Source organism: Bacillus sp. TE9106W (genome assembly GCF_054062215.1).
Map to the genome: position 1 here is coordinate 100,022 of NZ_JBSSFA010000010.1, position 21,071 is coordinate 121,092.

At 35.4% G+C, this 21,071-nt stretch carries 16 protein-coding genes; 13 read left to right on the forward strand and 3 right to left on the reverse strand.

What is annotated here, in order from left to right:
• Window positions 1–43: 43 nt before the first annotated feature.
• Window positions 44–343: an ArsR/SmtB family transcription factor gene (locus tag ACVWY7_RS18385; protein WP_000214798.1), complete on the forward strand. Its 300-nt coding sequence runs from the start codon at window positions 44–46 to the stop codon at window positions 341–343.
• 58 nt (window positions 344–401) lie between these two features.
• Here ACVWY7_RS18385 and ACVWY7_RS18390 read toward each other — a convergent pair whose 3' ends face one another.
• Entirely contained in the window at window positions 402–587 is a 186-nt protein-coding gene (locus tag ACVWY7_RS18390; RefSeq protein WP_000646788.1) for a YkvS family protein, read from the reverse strand.
• A 565-nt stretch (window positions 588–1,152) separates the two neighbouring features.
• Here ACVWY7_RS18390 and ACVWY7_RS18395 point away from each other — a divergent pair.
• From ACVWY7_RS18395 to ACVWY7_RS18440, 10 genes are all read left to right on the forward strand, one after another.
• A complete protein-coding gene (locus tag ACVWY7_RS18395; RefSeq protein ID WP_000747889.1) occupies window positions 1,153–2,355 on the forward strand; it encodes an L-lactate MFS transporter in 1,203 nt (400 codons plus the stop codon).
• 637 nt (window positions 2,356–2,992) lie between these two features.
• Window positions 2,993–3,769, forward strand: coding sequence for a 2,3-dihydro-2,3-dihydroxybenzoate dehydrogenase (dhbA, locus tag ACVWY7_RS18400; protein WP_456523892.1), 777 nt, complete (start codon window positions 2,993–2,995; stop codon window positions 3,767–3,769).
• A 26-nt stretch (window positions 3,770–3,795) separates the two neighbouring features.
• Window positions 3,796–4,995, forward strand: coding sequence for an isochorismate synthase DhbC (gene dhbC / locus ACVWY7_RS18405; protein WP_073524122.1), 1,200 nt, complete (start codon window positions 3,796–3,798; stop codon window positions 4,993–4,995).
• Window positions 4,996–5,007: 12 nt separating this feature from the next.
• On the forward strand, window positions 5,008–6,624 hold the full coding sequence (locus ACVWY7_RS18410; RefSeq protein WP_456523893.1) for a (2,3-dihydroxybenzoyl)adenylate synthase: 1,617 nt from the start codon (window positions 5,008–5,010) through the stop codon (window positions 6,622–6,624).
• Between the two features lie 39 nt (window positions 6,625–6,663).
• Complete coding sequence (gene dhbB, locus ACVWY7_RS18415) at window positions 6,664–7,551, forward strand: isochorismatase (RefSeq protein WP_456523894.1); 888 nt, start codon at window positions 6,664–6,666, stop codon at window positions 7,549–7,551.
• Between the two features lie 31 nt (window positions 7,552–7,582).
• Window positions 7,583–14,731 (forward strand): non-ribosomal peptide synthetase DhbF, encoded by a 7,149-nt coding sequence (dhbF, locus tag ACVWY7_RS18420; protein WP_456523895.1) that lies wholly within the window; start codon window positions 7,583–7,585, stop codon window positions 14,729–14,731.
• A complete protein-coding gene (locus ACVWY7_RS18425; protein WP_456523896.1) occupies window positions 14,728–14,952 on the forward strand; it encodes an MbtH family protein in 225 nt (74 codons plus the stop codon). The genes dhbF and ACVWY7_RS18425 overlap by 4 nt, the downstream gene beginning before the upstream one ends.
• Complete coding sequence (locus ACVWY7_RS18430) at window positions 14,952–16,394, forward strand: MDR family MFS transporter (protein WP_000644773.1); 1,443 nt, start codon at window positions 14,952–14,954, stop codon at window positions 16,392–16,394. Before ACVWY7_RS18425 ends, ACVWY7_RS18430 begins: the two co-directional genes overlap by 1 nt.
• A gap of 33 nt (window positions 16,395–16,427) precedes the next feature.
• On the forward strand, window positions 16,428–17,177 hold the full coding sequence (gene sfp, locus ACVWY7_RS18435; protein ID WP_456523897.1) for a 4'-phosphopantetheinyl transferase Sfp: 750 nt from the start codon (window positions 16,428–16,430) through the stop codon (window positions 17,175–17,177).
• A 35-nt stretch (window positions 17,178–17,212) separates the two neighbouring features.
• Complete coding sequence (locus ACVWY7_RS18440; RefSeq protein ID WP_000959134.1) at window positions 17,213–17,755, forward strand: hypothetical protein; 543 nt, start codon at window positions 17,213–17,215, stop codon at window positions 17,753–17,755.
• Window positions 17,756–17,792: 37 nt separating this feature from the next.
• Here ACVWY7_RS18440 and ACVWY7_RS18445 read toward each other — a convergent pair whose 3' ends face one another.
• Window positions 17,793–18,065 (reverse strand): HU family DNA-binding protein, encoded by a 273-nt coding sequence (locus ACVWY7_RS18445; protein WP_001043907.1) that lies wholly within the window; start codon window positions 18,063–18,065, stop codon window positions 17,793–17,795.
• 205 nt (window positions 18,066–18,270) lie between these two features.
• Between ACVWY7_RS18445 and ACVWY7_RS18450 the strand changes: the two genes are divergently transcribed.
• Both ACVWY7_RS18450 and ACVWY7_RS18455 read left to right on the forward strand, forming a co-directional pair.
• The gene (locus ACVWY7_RS18450) at window positions 18,271–19,038 is read left to right on the forward strand and encodes a DUF3891 family protein (protein ID WP_000577431.1); all 768 of its coding nucleotides are present in this window, start codon (window positions 18,271–18,273) and stop codon (window positions 19,036–19,038) included.
• Between the two features lie 14 nt (window positions 19,039–19,052).
• The gene (locus tag ACVWY7_RS18455; protein ID WP_000666448.1) at window positions 19,053–19,577 is read left to right on the forward strand and encodes a DinB family protein; all 525 of its coding nucleotides are present in this window, start codon (window positions 19,053–19,055) and stop codon (window positions 19,575–19,577) included.
• A gap of 88 nt (window positions 19,578–19,665) precedes the next feature.
• Here ACVWY7_RS18455 and ACVWY7_RS18460 read toward each other — a convergent pair whose 3' ends face one another.
• On the reverse strand, window positions 19,666–20,859 hold the full coding sequence (locus ACVWY7_RS18460; protein WP_073524114.1) for a S8 family peptidase: 1,194 nt from the start codon (window positions 20,857–20,859) through the stop codon (window positions 19,666–19,668).
• Window positions 20,860–21,071: the final 212 nt, after the last annotated feature.

Below are 21,071 nucleotides of genomic sequence, written 5' to 3' on the forward strand. Positions count from 1 at the left end.
ATAGATCTAAATAAAAGGAATTCATATAAAAGGGGAATGTCTTATGACAACATATACGAGTGAAATGAGAAAAAGTTTAGTTTCAGAAGAAGATGTAGATATTTTAAAAATTATGGCGCACCCAATTCGATTACAAATCGTAAATGAATTAAGCACGAGAAAGACTTGTAACGTAACACAACTAACAGAATTACTAAATATTCCACAATCGACTGTTTCGCAACATTTATCAAAAATGAAGGGTAAAGTGTTACGAGCTGAGAGAAGAGGTTTAGAAATTTATTATCACATTAACAATTTAAAAGCGAGTAAGATTGTAAGTGTTTTAGGATATATAAACTAATGAAGTATTTTCATATAAAATAGCCGCTGCTGGGGAGCAGCGGCTATTTTGTGTTGTTTTATGTATTCGTATTTAATATTTTATAGTTTTTATGATTTACAATTGTTCGATCAAATTCAAAAGTACCACCGCTTACATCTGTAATTTCAACTAAGACCGATTCAGTATAAAGTTTTAGTACAGATCCTGTAATCTTTAAATTATTTCGTTGAAAAAGTATAGTATCCCCTACGTTTGCTTTCATAGTACCTCCTCATTAAAGACAGAAATATTTTTTATTATATATATTAAACCACGTATAGGTATATTAGTGAATATTTAGTTTTATTTATCAAAAAAATATTTGTAGTCTATGTGTACAGAATTAAAAGAAGTTTTAACAAGACATATTAAAAATGCTTTCATTATGATGGAATTTGTAGAACCAATTGTTACATTTGAAGAAACAATTATAAACGTATAAAGAAAATCAGACTTATGAATTGACCTAATAAAACCGTCTCTTTAATAAATATGAAAGAGACGGTTTTATTGTTTCACTTTTTAAAAAGGATTCAAAAACAAATGTAAATCGATCCTATACAAAACAATATAAATAACTGTTACGTATTTAATAAGTGGTTTTTTGTATTTCGTCCTTCGTTTTCTGTAACTGATTCCATGTTTTTGACGCTCTGTCTTGTAAGTGCTTACATAAGCAAAAACATCTTATACAATGAAGGTGTTAAATCAAAAGAGGTGACCAAAATGAACATAAAAAAACAAGACTTAGCGAAACGCATTGAAATAGAAAGAGGAGGCGGAAAAGTATGAAAAAATCAGCTGTTAATCCATGGCTTGTTGTCCTTGGTACAGTCATAGTACAAATGGGGCTTGGGACGATATATACATGGAGTTTATTCAATCAGCCTTTAGTTAGTAAATACGGTTGGAGTCTTAACGCAGTTGCGATAACTTTCTCAATTACTAGTCTTTCTTTAGCATTTTCAACTTTATTTGCCAGTAAATTGCAAGAAAAATGGGGACTTCGTAAACTTATTATGACAGCTGGACTAGCATTAGGACTTGGATTAATACTTAGTTCACAAGCTTCCTCATTAATATTGCTTTATGCCCTAGCGGGAGTTGTTGTAGGATATGCAGATGGTACAGCATATATCACTTCATTATCAAATTTAATAAAATGGTTTCCAGAGCGTAAAGGTTTAATTGCTGGGATTTCTGTCTCTGCATATGGTTCAGGTAGCTTAATCTTTAAATACGTTAACGCGCAGTTAATTGAATCAGTTGGTGTATCACAAGCATTTATATATTGGGGGTTAATTGTTACTGCTATGATTGTCCTTGGAGCTTGTTTAATCCATCAAGCTGCTGATCAAGGTGCAGTTCAGGAAACAAAAACTCATGAATACACAACGAAAGAAATGTTAGGTACAAAACAAGTATACTTATTATTTATTATGTTATTTACATCATGCATGAGTGGCTTATACTTAATTGGTATGGTAAAAGACATTGGTGTTCAACTTGTAGGGCTTAGCGCAGCGACAGCATCTAATGCGGTAGCAATGGTTGCAATATTCAACACGTTAGGTCGTATTATTCTAGGACCGTTATCAGATAAAATTGGTCGTTTAAAAATCGTTACTGGTACTTTTGTTGTTATGGCAAGTTCAGTATTAGTTCTAAGTTTCGTAGATTTAAATTATGGTATTTACTTCGTATGTGTAGCAAGTGTAGCATTTTGCTTTGGTGGAAATATTACTATTTTCCCAGCTATTGTTGGTGATTTCTTCGGTATGAAAAACCATAGTAAGAATTACGGAATTGTGTATCAAGGATTTGGATTTGGAGCACTTGCAGGTTCCTTTATCGGTGTACTGCTAGGTGGATTCAAACCAACCTTCATGGTGATTGGCGTATTATGTGTCGTGTCATTTATTATCGCAATGTTAATTCAAGCACCAAAGCAGAAAAAAGAACAAGAAGAAGAGTATCGCAGCGTAGCATAAGTATATAAAGCGTCTATCACACTATATTTATGAAAAAGCATCCTGTTAAACAGGGTGCTTTTTCGTAATTATTTTAACGAGCTTATATAATCTTTGGAATTTTTTGAGACAAAAGAAGGGAGTGGTATTTCTTTTGGATTATATTGGAATATTAAAAAGTGATACATTATATCCGAAATATATATTAAATCTTAAATTATAAACACAACATACATCCGTAATTGTAAGAAGTAATTTCTTGGTATTTTCAGAAAAATGTTGAGAAAATATATAATCGATTTTTTGTCAAAGCTTTGTAAATGAAGGTCTTTCCAGTTTATCTTCTTCAATTTTTACAAAGAGGAGTATGAATTGAATTTTTTATGTAAGTAATTATTAATGCTTTTAGATGTAATTGTATTGAGAAGTACTAAAATGTTTTATCTGAAAAATGAAAATAGGTTGACAAGTTTATTGAGAAAGATTATCATTTCGTTGTAAGAATATTAAATGAAAAACATTATCAATGAATAATATTTTAATGAAAAGTACACTTGACCAATTAGTTTAGTAAGTGTATTATTTTTTATATCGATAATGATAATCATTATCATTATTTGTTTAATTAGATTAATTTTCAAATGAAAGGATAGAGGAAATGAACTTAGGGGAATTTGATGGGAAAACTGTTTTAGTAACAGGTGCAGCTCAAGGCATAGGTAGTGTTGTTGCCAAAATGTTTTTAGAAAGAGGAGCTACAGTAATTGCGGTTGATCAAAATGGAGAGGGGTTAAACGTACTCTTGAATCAAAATGAAACACGTATGAAAATATTTCATTTAGATGTGAGTGATAGTAACGCTGTTGAAGATACAGTAAAACGTATTGAAAATGATATAGCACCAATAGATATATTAGTAAATGTTGCAGGGGTTTTACGTATGGGAGCGATTCACTCGTTAAGTGATGAAGATTGGAATAAAACATTTTCTGTAAATTCTACAGGAGTTTTCTATATGTCTCGAGCAGTAAGTAAACATATGATGCAAAGAAAGTCAGGGGCAATTGTTACAGTTGGTTCAAATGCAGCAAATACGCCGAGAGTGGAGATGGCTGCATATGCTGCATCAAAAGCTGCAACGACGATGTTTATGAAGTGTTTAGGATTAGAACTTGCAGCGTACAACATTCGCTGTAACTTAGTTTCTCCTGGTTCTACTGAAACTGAAATGCAAAGGTTATTATGGGCTGATGAGAATGGAGCCAAAAATATAATCGCTGGTTCTCAAAATACATATAGACTCGGTATACCGTTACAAAAAATTGCACAGCCTTCAGAAATTGCTGAAGCGGTATTGTTTTTAGCTTCAGGTAAAGCGAGTCATATTACAATGCACAATTTATGTGTCGATGGCGGAGCTACATTAGGAGTTTAATAAAAAATTTAGGGGGCTACTATACTATGAATGAATTTACGGTTGTAAAGGAACTGTCAGAAAAATTACTAGAAGATTATAAGACTGAATCTTCATTCTTTTTCGCTTCACCAACCCGAACGATATTAGCAGAAGGAGAATTTACTACAGTAAAGCATCATGAAATTGAAAGCTTCCCAGAGCTTGTGCAAGCAGTATTACGTAATGCAAAACAAGCCGGAAATCCGAATCCTATCGTTGTGGGTGCTTTGCCATTTGATCGTAGAAAAGAAGTCCAACTTATCGTACCAGAATATAGCAGAATTTCTGAGCGTTTACAATTGGATACAACAAATCATCTTGAAATAAATAGGAACTTAACATTCGAAATGACGCCTGTACCAGATCATGAAGTGTATATGAATGGTGTGAAGCAAGGAATTGAAAAAATAAAGGACGGAGATTTAAAGAAAATCGTTCTATCTAGATCGTTAGATGTTAAATCTTCCGAAAAAATTGATAAGCAAAAACTGCTTCGAGAATTAGCAGAGCATAATAAGCACGGTTATACATTTGCGGTGAATTTACCGAAAGATGAAAACGAGAATAGTAAGACGTTAATTGGAGCTAGTCCTGAATTACTCGTTTCACGTCATGGTATGCAAGTGATTTCTAATCCGTTAGCTGGTTCAAGACCACGTAGTGATGATCCAGTAGAAGATAAAAGAAGAGCGGAGGAATTACTTTCTTCTCCAAAAGATTTGCATGAACATGCGGTAGTAGTGGAAGCAGTTGCTGCTGCGCTTCGCCCATACTGTCATACATTACATGTTCCGGAAAAACCATCTGTTATTCATAGTGAAGCGATGTGGCATTTGTCTACTGAAGTGAAAGGTGAACTAAAGAATCCAAATACTAGTTCTTTAGAATTAGCAATTGCTCTTCATCCTACGCCAGCAGTTTGCGGAACGCCGATGGAAGAAGCGAGAGAAGCTATTCAACAAATTGAGCCATTTGACCGTGAGTTCTTTACAGGAATGTTAGGGTGGAGCGATTTAAATGGAGACGGTGAATGGATTGTTACAATTCGTTGTGCTGAAGTACAAGAAAATACACTCCGTTTATATGCAGGTGCTGGAGTTGTTGCTGAGTCAAAACCAGAAGATGAATTAGCAGAAACATCAGCTAAGTTTCAAACAATGTTGAAAGCTTTAGGGTTAAATGATAGTTCACTTAATGAAAAGTAGGGGGCAGAAAGAATGTTAACAGGTTATACAAAATGGCCAAAAGAATTTGCCGATCGCTATCGAGAGGAAGGGTGTTGGCTTGGGGAAACATTTGGCGGAGTGTTAAGAGAGCGTGCTGAAAAATATGGAGATCAAATTGCGGTTGTAAGTGGTAATACGTATATAACATATAGTGAGCTTGATAAAAAAGTAGATCGCTTAGCGTCAGGTTTACTGAATTTAGGAATAAAGCCAGAAGATCGAGTTGTAATCCAACTACCTAACGTTATCGAGTTTTTTGAAATGTGTTTTGCGCTATTTCGAATTGGAGCACTTCCTGTTTTTGCATTACCTTCACATCGCAGTAGTGAAATTAGTTATTTTTGTGAGTTTGGTGAGGCAAGTGCGTACGTTATTTCAGATAAGGCTCTTGGTTTTGATTATCGAAAACTAGCAAGAGAAGTGAAAGAGAAAGTACCAACTTTACAACATGTAATTGTAGTGGGAGAAGAAGAAGAGTTTGTGAACATAAGTGCTTTATATATAGATCCCGTTCCATTGCCAGAAGTTCAGCCAAGTGATGTTGCGTTTCTCCAATTATCAGGAGGGACAACAGGACTTTCTAAATTAATTCCTAGAACGCATGATGACTATATTTATAGTTTACGTGTTAGCGCTGAAATTTGTAATTTAAGTGCAGAGAGCGTCTATATGGCAGTTCTTCCAGTAGCACATAATTACCCAATGAGTTCTCCTGGAACATTTGGAACCTTTTATGCGGGTGGAAAAGTTGTGCTGGCAACTGGGGGTAGTCCGGATGAGGCATTTGCACTTATCGAAAAAGAAAAAGTTACGATTACTGCTCTCGTACCGCCATTAGCAATGATATGGCTTGACGCTGCATCTTCACGTAATAACGATTTATCAAGCCTAGAAGTGATTCAAGTAGGTGGTGCGAAATTTAGTGCTGAAGTTGCAAAACGTATACGTCCTACATTTGGATGTACATTACAGCAAGTGTTCGGTATGGCAGAAGGATTAGTGAACTATACAAGATTAGATGATCCGGAAGAAATTATAATTCATACACAAGGTAGACCAATGTCTACACTTGATGAAGTACGAGTTGTTGACGAATATGATAACGATGTAAAACCTGGTGAAGTAGGTAGTTTATTAACACGGGGTCCATATACAATTCGTGGTTATTATAAAGCAGAAGGGCATAATGCACGATCATTTACAAAGGATGGCTTTTATCGCACAGGAGATCTTGTAAAAGTAAATGAACAAGGTTACATCATTGTAGAAGGAAGAGATAAAGATCAAATTAATCGTGGTGGTGAGAAAGTCGCTGCGGAAGAAGTTGAAAATCATCTATTAGCACATGATGCAGTACATGATGTAGCGATTGTATCTATGCCTGACGATTATTTAGGAGAGCGTACTTGTGCATTTGTAATAGCTCGCGGACAAGCTCCGGAAGTAAGTGAATTAAAAAGGTTCTTAAGAGAACGCGGTATAGCAGCTTATAAGATTCCAGATCGAATTGAATTTATTGAATCATTCCCGCAAACAGGTGTTGGAAAGGTAAGCAAAAAAGAATTACGTAAAGTCATTGCGGAAAAACTTGTTACGGTAAAACGATAAAAAAATATAAAAATATAAAACTTGGAAGGAAGTGATTAGATGGCTATCCCATCTATTTCAGTATACAAAATGCCAATTGAATCAGAATTACCAAAAAATAAAGTGAATTGGACACCAGATCCGAAACGTGCAGTGCTTTTAATTCATGACATGCAAGAATATTTTCTTGATGCATATAGCGATAAAGAATCACCAAAAGTAGAACTTATTTCAAATATTAAAATGATAAGAGAAAAATGTAATGATCTTGGTATACCAGTTGTTTATACAGCACAACCAGGTGGACAAACGTTAGAACAACGAGGATTATTACAAGACTTCTGGGGTGACGGTATTCCTGCTGGACCAGATAAAAAGAAAATTGTCGATGAACTTACTCCTGATGAAGATGATATATTCTTAACAAAATGGAGATATAGTGCATTTAAAAAGACAAATCTATTAGAAATTTTAAATGAACAAGGAAGAGATCAACTCATTATTTGCGGTATTTATGCGCATATTGGCTGCCTTTTAACAGCTTGTGAAGCATTTATGGATGGAATTCAGCCGTTCTTTGTAGCAGATGCAGTTGCTGATTTTTCACTAGAACATCATAAACAAGCGTTGGAGTATGCGTCAAATAGATGTGCAGTAACGACATCAACTAACAGTTTGTTAACAGAGTTACAAGGTTTAAAAGATGATGATGAAATCACTTTACAAAAAGTACATGAACTAGTTGCACAATTACTTCGTGAAACAGTAGAGAGTGTTGGGACTGATGAAGATTTATTAAATAGAGGACTTGATTCGGTCAGAATTATGAGTTTAGTAGAGAAGTGGCGTCGCGAAGGAAAGGAGATTACTTTTGCGGATTTAGCAGAGAACCCAACGGTTGTTGATTGGTATCGCTTATTATCTCTGCAAACAGAACATGTACTTTAATATAGACTACATAATAAAGGGGTAGTAAAGAATGCCTAATAGTCAAAAGGTTCGTCATTCGTTATCATCTGCGCAGTCTGGTATGTGGTTTGCGCAACAATTAGATCCGCTTAATCCGATTTATAATACTGGGGAATATGTAGAAATAAACGGAAATATTAATCAAGAAATTTTTGAATTAGCAGTACGTAAAGTTGTAATGGAAGCAGAGGCACTTCATGTTCGTTTCGAAGAAGATGAAATTGGTCCATGGCAAGTTATTGAAGAATTACAGTTTCATATGCATTTTATTGACGTTCGTAAAGAAGGAAATCCTGAAGAAGCTGCTAAAGTATGGATGAAAAATGATTTATCTATGCCAGTCGATTTGAAAACAGATACATTATTTACTGAAGCACTTATTCAAGTTGAAAATAATCGTTTCTTTTGGTATCAGCGCATCCATCACATTGTGATGGATGGCTATGGATTTTCACTTCTTAGCCAAAAGGTAGCGAAAGAGTATACATTACTTATAGGAGAAAAAAATAAAAATGAGAAGCCATTTGGTTCTCTTTCAAAGATTGTACAAGAAGACATTGAGTATCGTGATTCTAAACAATTTCTGGAAGACCGCGCTTTTTGGCTAGAAAAGTTTGCAGATGAACCGGAAGTTGTAAGCTTAGCAGAACGAGCACCGCGAACATCAAATGGATTTTTACGAGAAATAGCTTATTTATCCAGTTCTAGCACGAAAACTTTACTAGAAGATATCAATATTTCACTAACAAGTTGGCCAGAATTTATTGTCGCTGTAACAAGTATTTATATGCATAAGTTAACAGGTGCAAACGATATTGTTTTAGGCTTACCGATGATGGGGCGTCTCGGTTCTGCATCTATTTATACACCGAGTATGGTAATGAATTTAGTACCACTTCGTCTCACTGTAACTCCAAATATAACTGTTGCGGAATTATTACAGCAAGTTTCTAAAGAAATTCGAGACATACGTCGTCATCATAAATACCGTCATGAGGAATTAAGAAGAGACTTAAAGTTACTAGGTGAAAACCAAAGATTATTTGGGCCGTTAGTGAATGTGATGCCTTTTGATTATGGACTTAATTTTGCTGGAAATCGTGGTATTACACATAATTTATCAGCAGGACCTGTCGATGATTTATCGATAAATGTATATAAACGTTTCGATGAAAATGAGTTAATGATTCATTTTGATGCGAACCCAGAAGTATATAATGGCGCGGAGCTAGCATTGCATAAAGAAAGATTTATGAATTTATTAGAATTAGTAGTAAATACTTATCAGAAAGACGAGCCGATTGGAAAAATAAACATAACTCTTCCTAAAGAAAATTATAAAGTTCTATTGAAATGGAATGAAACCAAGGAAGATGAAGAGTTAATCAATGTACCTTTATTATTTGAAAAACAAGTACAAAAGACTCCAAATCAAATAGCGGTTACTTGTAACGGAGTAGATCTTACGTATAAAGATCTAAATGAACGAGCGAATAAACTAGCGCACTATTTAATAGAAAAAGGAATACGACCAAATCAGTTTGTAGCTTTAGTATTACCAAGATCAACAGAAATGGTAGTTAGTATGCTAGCAGTTTTAAAGGCTGGTGCAGCGTATTTACCGATAGATCCTGAATATCCAGCTGAGCGAATCAATTATATTGTAAATGATGCAAAACCAGTGTGTATCATCACACATTCATCTACATTAGTTATAGAAAATGGTATGAAAAAAATTGAATTAGATCGTGAAGAAACAGAACAAGCGTTAAAAGCATATTCTCATATGAATCTACCATTTAGAAATGATGAATCACTTTTAAACCCAGCTTATACAATTTACACTTCAGGTTCAACCGGCAATCCAAAAGGTGTAATTGTTCCTATGAAAGCTTTAAGTAATTTTTTATTGGCTATGGACGATATATTTTCACTAAATGAAAACGATCATTTATTAGCAGTTACAACGTTTGCGTTTGATATTTCTGCTCTAGAAATTTATTTACCTCTTATTAGTGGTGCAAGTATAACAATTGCTCCAAAAGAGGTAATTCAAGAACCTTCGGCGTTAACGGCACTGTTACTAGAAGAAAGAGTGACAATTATGCAAGCTACCCCGACGCTCTGGCAGGCGTTAGTAGCTGAATATCCAGAAAGGCTACAAGGGCTAAATGTGCTTATTGGTGGTGAAGCTCTTCCCACCCATTTAGCAAATACATTAAAAGAATTAGGTTGTACTATTACAAACTTATATGGACCAACTGAAACGACGATTTGGTCTACTGTCATGAACATCGATGAAAGAGAAAGTGGTATACCTCCTATCGGAAAGCCAATTTGGAATACAGAAGTGTATATATTGGATGCAGGATTACAACCAGTTCCACCTGGAGTAATTGGTGAATTGTATATTGCGGGGGAAGGGCTTGCAAATGGATATTTAGGAAAACCAGAGTTAACGGCTGAACGGTTTGTTGCAAATCCTTATGGAAAACCAGGACAACGCATGTACCGTACAGGCGATCTAGTAAAATGGCGCAAAGATGGCGTTCTAGAGTACATGAGCCGCGCAGATCATCAAATTAAAATTCGTGGTTTCCGAATTGAACTAGCTGAAATTGAAATGGTAGTACAACGACATAAAAATATTAAGCAAGCAGTGGTTATGGTACGAGAAGACCGTCCAAATGATAAACGAATCATTGCGTATATCGTTGCCGAAGAGAAGGAAACGATTCATCTTGCAGAAATTCGTTCTTATGTTTCAGAAAGTTTAGCGAATTATATGGTGCCAGCAGCATTTGTATTGCTAGAAGAATTACCATTAACGCCAAATGGAAAGGTTGATAGAAAGAAATTACCTGCTCCAGATTATAATGGAATGAACAATGAGAGAGTTGCTAGAAATCCGAAAGAAGAAATATTATGTGATTTATTTGCAGAAGTACTTGGTGTTTCTCGCATTAGCATTGATGATAATTTCTTCGAAATGGGAGGACATTCGCTTCTTGCATCTCGTTTAATGGCAAGAATTCGTGAAACGTTAAGTGTCGAACTAGGAATTGGGAAACTATTTGAATCGCCAACTGTTGCTGAATTAGCGAAACAATTGGATCAAGCAAAAACTGCAAGACCAGCAATTAAGAAAGTAAGTAGACCAAATGAAGTTCCACTTTCATTTGCGCAGCGTAGATTATGGTTCTTAAATTGTTTAGAAGGGCCAAGTCCTACTTATAATATTCCGTTAGTTATTCGTTTGTCTGGAAAGTTGAACGAGGAAGCATTACAAGGTGCCATTTATGATGTAGTTGAGAAACATGAAACACTTAGAACAATTTTCCCTAACGTATTAGGTAGTTCTTATCAGAAAATTTTAGATATGGAAAATTTAAATCTAGAAATAATTAAAACAAAAACATGTAAAGATGAATTAGAAAATGTGCTTACAGAGGCGGTAAGATATAGCTTTAACCTCGATGTTGAACCAGCAGTTCGTGTGCAACTTTTTACAATGAGTGAAAACGAACATGTATTACTTATTCTATTACACCATATTGTAGGGGATGGCTGGTCATTACAACCGTTAACGAGAGATCTTACAGCGGCGTATAAAGCACGATGTCAAGGGAACAGAGTACAGCTGGAGACACTTCCGGTTCAATACGCAGATTATGCACTTTGGCAACAACAATTGTTAGGGGATGAAACTACACAAGAGAGTCTCATTTCAACACAATTAGATTTTTGGAAGAAAGAATTAAGAGGTTTACCAGATCAATTGGAGTTACCTACAGATTATCAGCGTCCAATGGAAACGAGTTACCAGGGAGAAACAATTCATTTTCATATAGATGCAGGTATGCATAGTAGGTTAGTAGAGCTTGCACGGAAAAATGGAGTTAGTTTGTTTATGGTATTGCAAGCAGGACTAAGTGCGCTATTTACAAGATTAGGTGCAGGTACTGATATACCAATCGGTAGTCCGATTGCTGGAAGAAACGATGATGCACTCTCTGACATAGTTGGTTTATTTATAAATACATTAGTGTTACGTACAAATACATCAGGAGATCCAAGTTTTAAAGAATTATTGAATAGAGTGAAGCAGTCGAACCTTGCAGCTTATGAAAATCAAGATGTCCCATTCGAACGACTCGTTGAAGTGTTAAACCCAGTGCGTACTAGAAATAGTCATCCGCTATTTCAAGTTATGTTAGCTTTCCAAAATACGCCAGAAGCAACCTTTGATGCCCCAGATATAGAAGCAAACCTTGAAATTCAAAGCGTTGGCTCTGCGAAGTTTGATCTAACATTTGAAATTAGTGAAAGTAATGGAGTTGATGGGAATCCAAATGGCTTACAGGGGTTATTAGAGTTTAGTACAGATTTATATAAACGTGAAACGGCTCAAAAATTAGTTGAACGATACATTCTGTTATTAGATGATGCAGTGAAACATCCGGATCAATCAATTGGTAGATTAGAAATATTAACTCTAGCAGAGAAAAATACAGTGTTAGAAAAGTGGAATGGTGGTTTTCAAATCGCACCAGAAATGACATTATCACAATTATTTGAAAAGCAGACTCATATAAATCCAAATGCTATTGCTGTCGTCTTTGAAGATGAAAAGTTAACTTATGAAAAATTGAATAAAAAAGCGAATAAGTTAGCTCGTTTGCTAATAGCGAAAGGAATTGGTCCTGATCACCTTGTTGCTTTAGCAATGCCGAGATCTTTAAAAATGGTTGTGAGCTTACTAGCTGTTCTGAAAGCTGGTGCCGGATATTTGCCATTAGATCCAGATTACCCGTCAGATCGCATTTCATTTATGCTCCATGATGCGAAACCGTCATGTGTTTTAACAAATTCAGATGTGGAAATTGAATGTGATGAGGAATTGAAAATTTTAATTGATGATATAGAGGTAATAGAAGAAAGTGAGAAATATAGTGAAGACAATATAGATGAAATGGAGCGTATGAAGCCGTTAACTCCTTCGCATATCGCTTATGTTATTTATACTTCAGGCTCAACAGGCAGACCGAAAGGCGTTATGATACCTCATCAAAACGTAGTAAGACTTTTAGGAGCAACTGATCATTGGTTCCAATTTGACGCAGACGATGTGTGGACGATGTTTCATTCATATGCTTTTGATTTCTCGGTTTGGGAAATTTGGGGACCTTTATTATATGGAGGGCGTTTAGTCGTAGTACCACATAGTGTAAGTCGCTCGCCGAAAGAATTTTTACAGCTTCTTGTTAAAGAAAAAGTAACGGTTTTAAACCAAACTCCATCAGCGTTCTATCAATTGATGCAAGCAGGCCGTGAAAATGAAGAGATTGGCCAAAAATTATCTTTACGATATGTTGTTTTTGGAGGAGAAGCACTTGAGCTAAGTCGATTAGAAGATTGGTATAGTCGACATCCTCATAATGCACCGAAGCTTATTAATATGTACGGTATTACTGAGACGACAGTACATGTTAGTTATATTGAATTAGATGAAACTATCGTCTCTTTACGAGCGAATAGTTTAATTGGGTGCAGTATACCTGACCTTAAAGTATACGTATTAGATAACTATTTACAACCAGTGCCACCTGGAGTAGTTGGAGAAATGTATGTTGCAGGTGCAGGGCTTGCTCGTGGATATTTAGGAAGAGCAGGCTTAACTGCTGAACGATTTATCGCAGATCCATTTGGCAAGCCAGGTACAAGAATGTATCGCACAGGAGACTTAGCTCGTTGGCGTCATGATGGGACGTTAGATTATATAGGGCGTGCAGATCACCAAATAAAAATTCGCGGATTCCGAATTGAATTAGGGGAAATAGAAGCGGTCATAATGAAACACCCTAAAGTTGAGCAAGTAGCCGTTATTGTACGGGAAGATCAACCAGGGGATAAACGGTTAGTTTCTTATATCGTCGCATCAAATAATGAAATGATTGATACGAATGAAATGCGCCAATTTGCTGGTGGTAGTTTACCAGATTACATGGTTCCATACGCTTTTGTAGTAGTAAATGAGTTGCCTTTAACTCCAAACGGTAAATTAGATAGAAAGGCATTGCCAGCTCCAGAATTTATTGCATCAGCTTCTAGTCGTGGACCAAGAACACCGCAAGAAGAAATGTTATGTGACTTGTTTATAGAAGTTTTAAGTGTGCCGCAAATTGGAATTGATGATGGATTCTTTGACTTAGGTGGCCATTCACTTCTTGCAGTGCAGCTTATGAGCCGCATGAAAGAAGCGCTTGGGGTGGAACTAAATATCGGAACTTTATTTGCAGCACCTACTGTTGCTGGATTAGCTGAAAGACTTGAAATGGGGAATGGTCAAAGTGCACTTGATGTATTGCTTCCATTACGATCAGGTGGAGACCAATTACCACTATTTTGTGTACACCCAGCAGGTGGATTAAGTTGGTGCTATGCAGGACTTATGAAATCTTTAGGAACAGATTATCCAATCTACGGTGTGCAAGCACGTGGTATCGCTAAAAATGAAGAACTTCCAAAAAGTTTAGAGGAGATGGCGGCGGATTATTTAAAACACGTTCGTGAAGTACAGCCTCACGGACCATATCGTTTACTCGGTTGGTCGCTCGGAGGAAATGTTGTCCATGCAATGGCAGCGCAACTACAAAATGAAGGGGAAGAAGTAGAATTACTCGTTATGTTAGATTCTTATCCTGGTCACTTCCTACCGAATACGGAAGCGCCTACGGAAGAAGAAGCGTTAATCGCATTGCTCGCTCTAGGTGGATATGACCCAGATAACATGGATGGTAAACCACTTACGATGGAAAGTGCGGTTGAAATACTTCGTAAAGATGGAAGTGCATTAGCAAGTCTTGAAGAAGAGACGATTTTGAATTTGAAAGAAACATATGTAAACTCAGTAGGATTGTTAGGGAAATATGTACCGAAAGTTTATAATGGAGATATTTTATTCTTTAGATCTACTGTTATACCAGACTGGTTTGATCCTATCTCTCCAAATACGTGGTTAAATTATTTAGACGGGCAAATTGTGCAATACGATATTGATTGTAGACATAAAGATTTATGTCAACCAGGACCACTTACAGAAATTGGACAAGTATTAGCGAAATATTTGCAGAATAAGAAAGGGGTAAGTACAGTATGACGAATCCGTTTGAAAATGATAATTACACATATAAAGTATTAAAAAATGAGGAGGGCCAGTATTCTCTCTGGCCTGCCTTTCTTGATGTACCTATTGGTTGGAACGTCGTACATAAAGAGGCTAGTAGGAATGATTGTTTACAATATGTTGGAAATAACTGGGAAGATTTGAATCCAAAAAGTAAACAAGTTGGCAAAAAAATATTAGTAGGAAAACGATAATGAAGGCAAAAATAAATCCAAAAGTAGTTGTAAGCATTGTATATATAACAGCGATGTTTATGGCTGCTATGGATGCAACAATTGTAAATGTAGCACTACAAACGATAAGTAAAGAACTACAAGTTCCACCATCTGCGATGGGGACAGTTAATGTTGGGTATTTAGTTAGCTTAGCTGTCTTCCTTCCGATTTCTGGTTGGCTAGGAGATCGATTCGGTACGAAAAGGATATTTCTAACTGCTCTTTTCGTTTTTACAACCGCATCTGCGTTATGTGGGATAGCAAACGATATTACTTCATTGAATATTTTTCGTATTATTCAAGGTGCTGGTGGGGGGCTTTTAACACCAGTTGGGATGGCGATGTTATTCCGAACATTTTCACCAGAGGAAAGGCCGAAAATTTCTCGGTTTATTGTGTTGCCAATTGCTGTCGCACCGGCAGTAGGACCAATTATTGGGGGCTTTTTTGTAGATCAAATGTCTTGGCGCTGGGCATTTTATATTAATTTACCCTTTGGAATTATGGCGTTACTATTCGGTCTGCTATTTTTAAAAGAGCATATTGAAAAATCAGCTGGTCGCTTTGATTCTCTCGGTTTTATTCTATCAGCACCAGGATTTGCGATGATAATCTATGCGCTTAGTCAAGGACCATCAAGAGGCTGGATTTCTACAGAGATTATAAGTACTGGAATAGCTGGGACTGTATTTATTACATTGTTTATTCTTGTAGAACTTAAAGTAAAGCAACCGATGTTAGATTTACGCTTATTAAAAGAACCAGTCTTTAGAAAAATGAGTCTTATTTCATTATTTTCATCAGCTGGTTTACTAGGAATGTTATTTGTTTTTCCTCTTATGTATCAAAATGTAATAGGAGTTTCCGCGTTAGAATCAGGTCTAACGACATTTCCGGAGGCGATTGGTTTAATGATTTCTTCACAAATCGTACCATGGTCATATAAGAAATTAGGAGCTCGTAAGGTAATTTCTATTGGGTTAATTTGTACGGCGATTATCTTTGTTTTATTAAGTTTTGTAAATCACGATACAAACCCTTGGCAAATACGGGCATTATTGTTTGGCATAGGTATTTTCTTAGGCCAGTCAGTTGGAGCAGTTCAATTTTCTGCATTTAACAATATAACGCCACCTTCTATGGGGAGAGCAACCACTATATTTAATGTGCAAAATCGATTAGGTTCAGCGATAGGAGTTGCTGTTTTAGCTAGTATACTAGCCGGTTTTGGAAATAACAGTGTACAACATAATGCGCATTCAGATTTCTTTCCATATCAAGCAGCATTAATTGGATCAGCAATATTTTTACTCGTAGCATTACTATTTTCTTTACGTCTTTCTGATAAAGAGGTAATGTCAAAGAAGAAAGAAAAAATGTTATCCGTAACAAAAAAACAGAAAGCACTTGTCAATGAATAACAATTGATATTCGTTATATAAAGGAGAGTTTACATGATAGAAAGTAAAGTTGTAGATTCTATACCAGCTTTGAATGAGAATGATTGTCAAATATGGTGGGGAAGAATTTCAGATTTACAATCATGGCATTATAATTTACTAAATGATATTGAACGAGAGAAAGCAAATTCATATCATCATTCGGCAGATCGTGCCCGTTTTATAATCGGTTGCGTAATTAGTAGATTAGTTCTTGGAAAGATACTTTCTATGTCGCCAGTTCAAGTTCCGATTGATCGAATGTGCCCAGTATGTAAGTTACAACATGGTAGACCACAATTACCAGAAGGCATGCCGCAGTTATCCGTTTCACATTCGGGTGAGTGGGTTGTTGTTGCATTTACAAAGTTTGCACCTGTAGGCGTTGATGTTGAACAAATGAATCCGAATGTGGATGTTATGAAAATGGCAGAAGGCGTATTAACAGACATTGAAAAAGCGCAAGTTATGAAATTACCTAATGAACAGAAAATAGAAGGTTTTTTAACATATTGGACTAGAAAAGAAGCAGTGCTAAAAGCGACTGGTGAAGGACTAATGATTTCACCAGTGGATATTACAATATCAGCTCCAAATGATTCTCCATACTTATTGGTTTTTAAGGATAGACAAGAGTTAGTAGAAAATACAGTGATGAGAGATTTAAGGCCAAGTGTAGATTATATGGCTTCCATTGCAATATGTAGTAAAGAAGTCACCGAAATTACACAGTTGGACGCAGTAGCGCTTTTAACTTATAAATAAGTTAAATAAAATATTTTATAGAAGAGGTGTTCCTCATGTTAGTAGCGGAAAATAGAACAAATGAATTCACATATAATGTACAAGCAATTAAAAATATTTTATTTTCTGGAGATACATCATCTATTCATGCTTTAGAAAAGCTTTTGAATGATACAGTTCAATTTGATGTTCTAGAACAAGAGGTGCTTGATAGACAGTACATCCCGAAAGAAGCGAAGAACTTCTTTGATAAAAACGGAACATTTCTTTATCGTGTATCTCATGTTAGCTATAAAGGAAAAGTGTTATCTGAAAATCTAATTTTTGCAGACACTTCGTTTTTACCAAATACAATTAAGAGTGAATTAGAGAGTGGAAACATTCCAGTTGAAAAACTTATAGAGAAAATGGAAGTAAGAAGAAATGTATTATACGAAGGGTATCAGCCCTCTGGAAATATTATTGAATTATTTGATGGATGCTCTGTTTCGGCGAATGTGTATCCAACTAGAAAATATCAAATTGTAAGTAACTGCAAATGTATATTTTATATTTGCGAGGTGTATCATGCTGAGAATATAAAAGAATTACTTAAATAAAACAAGAAACCAGCCTATAAAATGGCTGGTTTCTTGTTTATTTCACAGCTTCTTTTAACTCTTTACCTGCTTTAAATGCAGGAACTTTACCAGCAGCGATTTGAATTTCTTCGCCAGTTTGTGGATTACGTCCTGTACGAGCAGATCTTTCACGCACTTCAAAAGTTCCAAAGCCGATTAATTGAACTTTATCGCCAGATTGTAATGCAGTAGCAATTGTGTCAAATACAGATTGTACAGCTGCAGAAGCATCCTTTTGAGAAATATCAGCTGATTGTGCGACATTTTTAATCAATTCTGTTTTGTTCATGTTTTCACCTCATAAAAAAATTTTTTGGAATGAAAGATTTAGTATAATGGATAGTAAAGATAAAGCTATTTATATTGTTAGAAAGAATGCTATATAGTTATGTTAATTTCGTTGCAAGAAACTGAATCCCTGCTAATATTTAGGGATTAATTAAGAATTGATGCATAGAAAACGCTGTAATATGAGGATGAGGGGGAGTATACAGATGATTTTTCGTAAAAAGGATGAGAAAGAAAGTATATTAATTCGTCAACATGATCATGGTTTTTTAGCTGGAGAGATTGCGAAGCATATAAAAGAAGATTTTTTTGAAGATGAAACATATTTAAAAGAGACAATTGATGCAATATATGAGCATGATAGAGGGTGGATAGAACTTGATAAAGTACCAATTTTAAATGATGCTAAAAATACCCCATATACATTTATGGATTGTCCAAGTTCATTACGCTTTGTCTTTTATACGATTGGTTTGAATGAAATTGAAGATTCCAATCCATACGGAGCATTACTTTGTAGTAAGCATTTTTTATCATTTCCATTAAATGAGGAAGATGAAGAGATGATGTCATTTTATGCGGGGGAATTGGAACGACAAAAAAGAATATTGACAACGCTAACAAAAGAACAATTTGTGATGTTCGATAAACATTATAGATTATTAAAGTTTTGCGATGAACTTTCTTTATATGTCTGTATGAATAAACCAGGTGTAGAAAAGAAAAATGAAATTGATTTGTTTAAAGATGGTTTTGAAGGAACAGAAATGTTTAATAGTAAAGAGGAGAAACCTATTCAAGCGGAATGGATAGATGAGGAAACAATTCGCATTACACCGTTTCCATTTCAAATGGAATTTCATACGCATGTAAAATATAAAACTATAGATAAACGTGAAATTGAAGAAAAAGGAATTGTAAAGGCTGATAGAGAATCAGAAATGAAGGAACAAACTATTCGTTTCATACAATAAGGAGGCGATTTTGATTGAAAGAGTACATGTTAAAACAAGTGGATTACCATGCTTGGGCTAATACACGATTATTCGAGCGACTAAAAGAATTACCAAACTATGAGACGATTTTTACTGAACAGATACAGAGTGTATTTCCATCAATCAAGGATACGTTTGCGCATATTTATATTACAGATCAAGTGTGGTTACATATATTGCATGGTAAAAGTATGAATGAAGCAATACAAGACCGAGAAAATTTACGAAAACAAATGGAAAACAAATCGTTACATGAATTAGAAAAAATGTTTGAAAACATGGCAAATCAATATAAAGATTTTTTAAGTACAATACAAGATGTGAATGCTGTATTTGTTATTGAAAATCCATATGTAGGGAAATTAGAAACTTCAATTTTAGAGTTAGTACAACATGTTATAAATCATGGTACATATCATAGAGGAAATATAACAGCAATGATTCGTCAACTTGGTCATTCGTCGACAATGATGGATTTTGTACTGTATTTACATATGGTTAAAAAGCAGGGAGAGTAATATAGTTTGTAAGAAGGAGAGACTTTCATTGTAAAAGTCTCTCCTTCTATTTTATCCTGCATGAATGGTCGATCGACAGATTAAAGTTTTAAGACGCTTTATTTTCTTGTAATTGCTTAGCGTATTGTACCGCTTTATATGCATTGACTCTACCGTTTTTCCAGTACGTACCTGTACCACTAATTTTATCAGAAGTTGACTCAATAATTTGGCGGATTTGTGTATTGCTATATCCTTGATTTGCTAAAAGAGCAGCGACTCCTGCAACGTGGGGTGTTGCCATAGATGTACCACTTAATGATTGATACGTGCTTCCTTTATATGTGGAATATATATTTGAACCTGGTGCTGCAACATCTACCCAGCTACCATAAGTAGAAAATGAAGATTTTCTATCTGATTGATCTGTAGAAGCAACTGCAATTACTTCGCTGTAATAAGCAGGGTAATTAGCTTTTGTATTTCCAGCATTTCCAGCAGCCGCAACAATAACAGAGCCTTTATTCCATGCATATTGAACAGCTTGTTGTAATGCAGTCCCACCATTTGGAGCTCCTAAACTTAAACTAATTACTTTTGCACCTGAATCAGCAGCTTCTCGAATACCTTGCGCTACAGCATCAAGAGTCCCACTTCCTTGATTATCTAATACGCGGACAGCATAAATTGAAGTTTGTGGGGCAACACCAGCAATTCCGACGCTGTTATTCGTAAGTGCTCCAGTAATTCCAGCGCAATGTGTACCATGACCATTACCGTCATCAGAAACATTATCGTTATCAACATAATCATGCCCGTAAATTACTTTCGAAGATAAATCAGGGTGTGAACCTTGTACTCCTGTATCAATAATAGCTACTTTTATACTAGAATCACTTCGTTGACTATCCCAAGCTAGTGGAGCTTGAATTTTTTGTAATCCATATTGATTTTTATAATATGGATCGTTCGGAGTCCAAAAGGAGTGAACGTAGTAATTCGGCTCTGCATATTCCACATCTGGATTGTTTTTATAGCTTTTTATCTTTTCTTTTACAGTACCTTTCGAAAATTGAACGACTTCAAAACCTAACTTATCATCTTTAGATAAAACAGTAGCACCAACAGACTTATGAAAAGATTGCACATTACTTAAAGATGCATTTTGTTTGAACTTAACGATCAATTGGTTAGGAACGTAATCAGTAGATGATGTTTCAGCACTTGAAGTATTTGTGTTAAAGAAGAAACCACCAATAATAAATGACAAAACAGATAGGAAAACAATGATTTTGTTTTTCAAAAGATTTTTCCTCCCTTTTCTTGGATAAGTTTTTCAGCGACGCTTTAATGTCGCATTCCTTTTCAACTATATAGTTAGACCATACGATTTATGTCATTTATGTGAAAAACTTTTAGTGGAATAAAAAAGGGAAAGATTGATATAAATATATTTTTGATGGTATTTACTGAGTAAGAAAACGAAAAAAAGGAATGCTCATTATGTATGAGTCA